A 5,400-nucleotide genomic window follows, 5' to 3' on the forward strand; every position below is an offset into this window, starting at 1 on the left:
TGAGTAGGGGACACAGATTTTGAATGAACGGTTTTCGTGTCCCCATTCCCGTACCTCTTTCGAGGTCTTCTCAACCTTGATTAATTGCCTCTGGCTCCATGTACATCAGTTCCCAAATGTGTCCATCTAGATCTTGAAACCCATGTGCATACATAAACCCATAATCTTGGGGTTCCTTGTAGGTTGTGCCGCCAGCCGCGATCGCCTTGCGAATTTGGTCATCAATGGCTTCTCGGCTTTCAGTAGACAAGCACACCAATACTTCAGTATTTTTTGTTGCGTCACAAATCGCGTTTGGCGTGAAGGTTTTGAACTTCTCCTCGGTCAAGAGCATGACGAAGATATCCTCGCTCACAATCATGCAGGTAGCCGTTTCATCCGTGAATTGAGCATTGAACTGATAGCCGAGCTGCGTAAAGAACTCGATCGAGGCATTGAGGTTTTTGACGGGCAGATTGACGAAAATTTTGGTGCTCATAGTCTCTTCCGTTGAATATTGCAGGGTAAAGAATCAGCGATTTGTCGCTGCTGATTGAGTTCAAAGGGGATGCCCGCAGGCATCGTTTAGAATGAAAAATTAAGCCGCTTTCTCGCAGTTAACCATCCACGGAGTGCCAAACTGATCGACCAACATGCCAAAGCGGACAGACCAGAACGTTTGCTCGATCGGCATGTTCACTTTGCCGTTTTCTGCCAGTGCGTGAAAAATGCGTTCTGCCTCGGCGGGTTCCTCAACGCTAATCTGCACGCAGAAGCCTTGAGGGGTTTCAAAGTATCCAGGCGGACTATCAGACCCCATCAAGAGGCGATCGCCTAGCTCAAGGCAGACGTGCATGATTTTGTCATGCCATTCAGAGGGCACATGTTCTGCCGAGGGTGCCTCTTTATGAGTCATCATCATGGTGATTTTGCCGCCAAGACACTGCTCATAGAACTTGAACGCTGGCTCACAGTTGCCGTTGAACATGAGATAAGAATTGATTTTCACAGATTGCTCCTGAGGTGGTTCAGTAAGTTGGCTATGGGTTTAGCGTCAAGACAGCTTGAGAGGTGTGCGGATCAAAGGGAACAGAACAATGCTCATGCACAATTTGCCATTTGCCCTGTTGCCGCTGATATGCAGCCGTAAACCGCAGCCAAGTTTGCATCGCTGGGTGATCCTCTTCTCCTGTAAAGCGCAAGAGCCAGTGAGCGATCGCTAAGTCACCACTCACGACGATGTTGAGATCCCGTATCTCTGTTCCAAAGGAGTTTGGGAAGTAGGGTAAGCACTCCTCCCAAGTGCGGCGGAAAGCATCTGTACCTTGGGTTTGGAATGGCGGCTTACAATCGAAGAAAATGACATTTGTGGCGTAGTAAGCCATGATTTGGTCTACATCTTTGGCGCAAATGGCACGCTGCTGATCGCCGATTAGTTGACGAATCTGAGCTTCATCCTGTGTATGGGTGGTTTCCGTTGTCAGTTGAGTAACCATTGTTTCTCCTTGTGAAATTTATTTATTGGCGTCTTTCTTGTCAGAATGGCGGCTGCGCGGGACAGGCACTATTTCTCCGGCAAGCCCGCAACTTCCAGGACGGGACGAATTTCGACGGTGCCGACTTGTGCACCCGGAATCTGAGCGGCGATCGCGATCGCTTCATCGAGATCGTGAGCATTGATCAGGAAGAACCCACCCAACTGTTCACGGGTTTCGGCAAACGGTCCATCGGTCACAAGCGGCTTGCCGTCGCGCACCCGAACGCTGGTTGCAGTGGCAACCGGGTGGAGCGGAGCGGTTGTTAGATATTGACCCTTCGCGTTGAGCTGTTGCGCGAGCTGCGCGGATTCCCCATAGCAGCGCTCCCGTTCGGTGTCGCTCAGAGCATTTTCTTCCAGGTAAATCAGCAGCACATATTTCATTCGGTTGCCTCCGTTGTTTCCCCTTGTTGCTTCCTTTGTAAGTCAGTCGAACGGCGATCGCTCAGATCGACAGCTCACCAGAAAATTTTTATCATCCGTTACGATCGGGCTTGACCTCTCTTGCTTGCTTCTATCAGTCAGTCGAACGGCAATTGCTCAAATCGACACCTTGCCCAGAAATTTTTCATGTCAGGTATGGTTCCAAACGCAGAATTGAATGTTGCTCAGGCGATCGCCGCTGTTTATCGGGCTGAATGGGGGCGGATCGTCGCCATCCTGATTCGGCTGGTAGGAGATTTTGATGTGGCTGAAGAAGCGGCGCAAGAGGCTTTTACGGCGGCTGTGAATCAGTGGCAGTCCACCGGCATTCCGGATCTTCCCCGCGCCTGGATCATCCGAACCGCACGATACAAGGCGATCGATCGCCTGCGACGACGGACGCGGCTGACGGAAAAATTGGAGTGGTACGCGGCATCCGGCTTAATTCCCACCAGCGAGGAGCCAACCTACGACACTGACGAAATTCCAGACGATCGGCTGCGGCTGATCTTCACCTGCTGTCACCCAGCATTGGCGATCGAGTCGCAGGTCGCCCTAACGCTGCGGATGCTGGGCGGACTGGAGACGGATGAGATCGCCCGCGCATTTCTCGTCCCCACAGCAACGATGGCACAGCGGCTTGTGCGCGCCAAGCGCAAGATTCGGGATGCCGGAATTCCTTACAGAGTGCCAGACACGACGGATCTGCCCACGCGCATCGACGCAGTGCTGACGGTGATCTATCTGATTTTTAACGAAGGCTACGCGGCGACAAGAGGTGAAATGGTGAGGGCTGACCTCTGCACAGAAGCGATTCGCCTGGGGCAACTGGTGCGGACGTTGATGGCATCGCAGCCCGCCTCAGAAGTGACGGCGCTCGTAGCGCTGATGCTGCTGCACGACTCCCGGCGCGATGCGCGTCTAGATGAGGCAGGCGATGTGGTCCTGCTCGAAGATCAGGATCGGCAGCGCTGGAACCAAGCACAGATCGCTGAGGCGCTGCCGCTGGTTGAAGAGGCACTCCGGGGTGGAACGGGTGCGTTTGCGGTGCAGGCGGCGATCGCCGCACTCCATTGTCAGGCGGTGCGGGCAGAAGAAACCGACTGGGCGCAGATTGTTCAACTGTATGGTGTGCTGGAACGATTGCAGCCCTCGTCGATCGTCTCGCTAAATCGGGCGGTGGCGATCGCGATGGTAGACACTCCTCAGACGGCACTTGCACTGATTGACGGACTTGCTGCCGAACTCGACGGCTACCACTTGTTTCACGCTGCCCGTGCCGATCTGCTGCGTCGCATCGGAGCCTCGGAAGCCGCCCAGAGCTACGCACGCGCCCTGGAACTGGTCACGAATGACAGCGAACGTCGCTTCCTGGAACGTCGTCTACGCGAAGTCCAGCGTCTTCAATAACACGGCGCAATATGCGTTCTCCTATGACTGCGTTTCGAGGGTTATCTACTAGCCCTGTATCGAGTAGTAGGATTCCAAAGAAGACCGCCCATCCCTTGGCGCGTTGCAGTGTTGCCTCAGAAATCGTGGCATAGGCTACGATAGCTTGTTGGCGTGCGGCTCGATCGGCAAAGAGCATCCAGGATGACGATCGAACCTGGACAGCGATCGCTAAAACACATCACAAGCCCTTATTCAATTTAACTTTCTCGAATTTCTCAATGGTGAATCGTTGGGACTGATGGAGGCGTATATCACTGTTAGGGATTGTGGTGATTCTCCGAGGTGAGTTCCAACGTCATTAAGTGTTCATCGTAGAAGCGTCCGGCTTTCGAGAATGTCTCTTGCTCAGTACCGTAGATGCGGAAGCCAAGCGATCGATAAAGATCGATCGCCGCCTTTTGTTGAGTCACAACCGTTAAGTTGACTCTCCTAATCGTTTGCGCGTTTGTTGCCCAACTCAACGCCTGCTTGACCAACGATCGACCACAGCCCGTGCGACGAAATGCGGGTAAAACATAGAGTCCTCCAAGATAAGCGCGGTGCTTCTCGTTGGCTGCGGAATAGCGAGAAATCCGAACGATGCCAATCAGTTGATCGTTCTGAAACGCTCCAAAGAAGCAGCGATCGTCGCTCTCTGCGAGTCTTGCAGCAATTTCAGAAAGAGCAGGTTCATCCTCTGGCAACGAGCCGAACGCTGGCGGCTGTTCGTGAAGCGCCCGCAGACGCACAACCCGATAGGATTCCGCGTCAGCAGGAGAAAGCGCTCTGACGCGAATGGAAATACTGCTGGGTTGAGGAGCACTGGTTTGATTCTCATCCATGATTTGGCTCAGTATTCAACTTATTTACGTTGAGTCAAACCAATTGCAGGTGATTTGATACGAATTCGGAATTCGGAATTGCAGAAGCTCGATTCCGCCTACCTTTTGTGGTTTGATCTGTAGCTGGAATTTAGAGAATTGGTGTGACTCAACCTCAGCCGCGCAAAGTCCTTGATTGTATCCACGCAAATCTGGATCGAAATAGCTGCTTGGCTAAGCTAGCAGAAATTGCGCAATTGCGTTCCTATCGTTTTGCTCATGTGCTCAGACTGGTCAACAAGCGTATCACCGAATGCATCAGATAAATCTCAACGCTTCGCGATCGCTCAAACTACTCCTGCTGTGTTTGCTTTAGGGCAGCCATTGCTCTGCCCATGTATTCCCACATTGCCGTCGCTTCTGGTTCAACAACAGCGCCCCGGCTGGCAATTTCTGGTCCTTCGTGTTGGTACATCGTCTGCAACGACTGTTCAATTCCCGCATCGCCTCCAGTAAACTCCTGGATCAACGACTGCCAGCGTCGAGCTAGGGCTTGCACCGATTCGCTTGCTGGATCAGTCCCATTGGTCATTTCCGTGCGAGCTTGCTCAATCAAGTCTTGCCATTCCGCTTCGACTTGCCGAATCCGTCCCTCACCCAACAGTTCCCTTCTTTCTTTGAGATACTCTTGCTGTTCTGGGGTGTAGTATTTGCCAACCATGTTCGTGACCTCAATTAATTGAATAAACTCCTGAATCGAGATTGCCTCGGTCGATCGCAAGCGAGTGGCGATCGCCTCCAATCGAGCATAAAGCTGCTGCTGTAGCGCCATCTGCTCCTTCAGTCGAGACAGATGCAGTTGCACCACATGATGAGGTGAAAACGCGCTCTGTTCTAAACACTCTCGGATCTGCTCTAAAGAGAAGCCGATTTGCCGCAGCGACACAATTTGCTGCAAGCGAACGATGTCACCCTCGCCATACAGCCGATAGCCTGTTTCCGTGCGGTGAGATGGCGAGAGTAAGCCGATCTCGTCGTAGTAATGCAACGTCCGCACCGAGACTCCGGTTTGTTTCGCGAGATCGCCCACCTTTAATGCAACCGATCGCATCTCTTCCCTCCTTGCGGTTTAGAGACCTTCTCAATTTGTGGATGAGTCTATGGTAAAAACCTCACGCTGCGTCAGGGTCAAGAGCAGGCGCGAAAAAA

General features: G+C 52.6%; 7 protein-coding genes. 1 reads left to right on the plus strand and 6 read right to left on the minus strand.

Annotated features, from left to right (window positions below; genetic code table 11):
* Positions 1 to 70: 70 nt before the first annotated feature.
* The 4 genes from H6F43_RS09765 to H6F43_RS09780 form a co-directional block, all read right to left on the minus strand.
* The gene (locus H6F43_RS09765) at positions 71 to 478 is read right to left on the minus strand and encodes a VOC family protein (RefSeq protein WP_190342594.1); all 408 of its coding nucleotides are present in this window, start codon (positions 476 to 478) and stop codon (positions 71 to 73) included.
* A gap of 99 nt (positions 479 to 577) precedes the next feature.
* On the minus strand, positions 578 to 988 hold the full coding sequence (locus tag H6F43_RS09770; protein WP_190342595.1) for a VOC family protein: 411 nt from the start codon (positions 986 to 988) through the stop codon (positions 578 to 580).
* A 31-nt stretch (positions 989 to 1,019) separates the two neighbouring features.
* Entirely contained in the window at positions 1,020 to 1,475 is a 456-nt protein-coding gene (locus tag H6F43_RS09775; protein ID WP_242025471.1) for a nuclear transport factor 2 family protein, read from the minus strand.
* Positions 1,476 to 1,543: 68 nt separating this feature from the next.
* Positions 1,544 to 1,900 (minus strand): YciI family protein, encoded by a 357-nt coding sequence (locus tag H6F43_RS09780; RefSeq protein ID WP_190342596.1) that lies wholly within the window; start codon positions 1,898 to 1,900, stop codon positions 1,544 to 1,546.
* Between the two features lie 195 nt (positions 1,901 to 2,095).
* Here H6F43_RS09780 and H6F43_RS09785 point away from each other — a divergent pair, with 195 nt between their 5' ends.
* Complete coding sequence (locus H6F43_RS09785; RefSeq protein ID WP_190342600.1) at positions 2,096 to 3,349, plus strand: RNA polymerase sigma factor; 1,254 nt, start codon at positions 2,096 to 2,098, stop codon at positions 3,347 to 3,349.
* Between the two features lie 299 nt (positions 3,350 to 3,648).
* Here H6F43_RS09785 and H6F43_RS09790 read toward each other — a convergent pair whose 3' ends face one another.
* Both H6F43_RS09790 and H6F43_RS09795 read right to left on the minus strand, forming a co-directional pair.
* Positions 3,649 to 4,212: a GNAT family N-acetyltransferase gene (locus H6F43_RS09790; RefSeq protein WP_190342597.1), complete on the minus strand. Its 564-nt coding sequence runs from the start codon at positions 4,210 to 4,212 to the stop codon at positions 3,649 to 3,651.
* 331 nt (positions 4,213 to 4,543) lie between these two features.
* Entirely contained in the window at positions 4,544 to 5,302 is a 759-nt protein-coding gene (locus H6F43_RS09795; protein ID WP_190342598.1) for a MerR family transcriptional regulator, read from the minus strand.
* Positions 5,303 to 5,400: the final 98 nt, after the last annotated feature.

Source organism: Leptolyngbya sp. FACHB-36, from assembly GCF_014695955.1.
GTDB lineage: Bacteria > Cyanobacteriota > Cyanobacteriia > Leptolyngbyales > Leptolyngbyaceae > FACHB-36.

Bases quoted from the DNA above. Each gene is read 5' to 3' on its own strand.
- H6F43_RS09790 (WP_190342597.1), bottom strand. From the start codon at position 4,212: ATGGATGAGAATCAAACCAGTGCTCCTCAACCCAGCAGTATTTCCATT.
- H6F43_RS09765 (WP_190342594.1), bottom strand. From the start codon at position 478: ATGAGCACCAAAATTTTCGTCAATCTGCCCGTCAAAAACCTCAATGCC.
- H6F43_RS09775 (WP_242025471.1), bottom strand. From the start codon at position 1,475: ATGGTTACTCAACTGACAACGGAAACCACCCATACACAGGATGAAGCT.
- H6F43_RS09785 (WP_190342600.1), top strand. From the start codon at position 2,096: ATGGTTCCAAACGCAGAATTGAATGTTGCTCAGGCGATCGCCGCTGTT.
- H6F43_RS09780 (WP_190342596.1), bottom strand. From the start codon at position 1,900: ATGAAATATGTGCTGCTGATTTACCTGGAAGAAAATGCTCTGAGCGAC.
- H6F43_RS09795 (WP_190342598.1), bottom strand. From the start codon at position 5,302: ATGCGATCGGTTGCATTAAAGGTGGGCGATCTCGCGAAACAAACCGGA.